This window comes from Amycolatopsis sp. lyj-23, from assembly GCF_046549135.1.
In the GTDB taxonomy this organism is placed as follows: Bacteria; Actinomycetota; Actinomycetes; order Mycobacteriales; family Pseudonocardiaceae; genus Amycolatopsis.
In genome coordinates, this window is sequence record NZ_JAJPWN010000063.1 from 1 (window position 1) to 568 (window position 568).

The 568-nt window shown below is 65.5% G+C and carries 1 protein-coding gene; it reads right to left on the reverse strand.

All coding sequences use genetic code 11. The annotated features are described in order from the left end of the window. On the reverse strand, positions 1-568 hold a 568-nt coding region (locus tag ACLJPY_RS50190; protein ID WP_410598095.1), incomplete at both ends, for a 2-oxoacid:acceptor oxidoreductase family protein.

Here is a 568-nt window from a genome sequence, read left to right on the forward strand (position 1 = left end):
ATCTGCAGACCCGAGCGCTGCCCGGCGGCGACGATGCCGTAAGCCAGGGCGGTGTTGCCGGTGATCTGCCGGTAGGTGCCCTGGGTCAGCTTCGCCGGCGCGACCTGGAACGTCGTCGCGAACGACTCGGTCGTCTCCCCGTAGTTCCAGCCCGCCCGAAACGCCAGGATGTTCGCCTCGGCGATCTCCGGCTTCTTCGCGAACTTCTCCCGCAAAAACCGCTCAGTGCCCTCGGTCGGCCGGTGATACATCCACGACAACAACCCGAGCGCGAACATGTTCTTACACCGCTCAGCGTCCTTCTTCCCGAGACCGGTGTCCGCCAGCGCGCCCTGGGTCAGGGTCGACATGGCGACCCGGTGCACCTGATACGGGGTGAGGGTGTCGTCATCCAACGGGTCGGTGGCGTAGCCGACCTTCGTCAGGTTCCGCTTGATGAACTCATCGGTGTTCAGAATGATCGTCCCGCCGTGCGGGACATCACCGAGGTTCGCCTTCAACGCCGCCGGGTTCATCGCCACCAGCACGTCCGGCCGGTCGCCGGGGGTGAGGATGTCGTAGTCCGCGA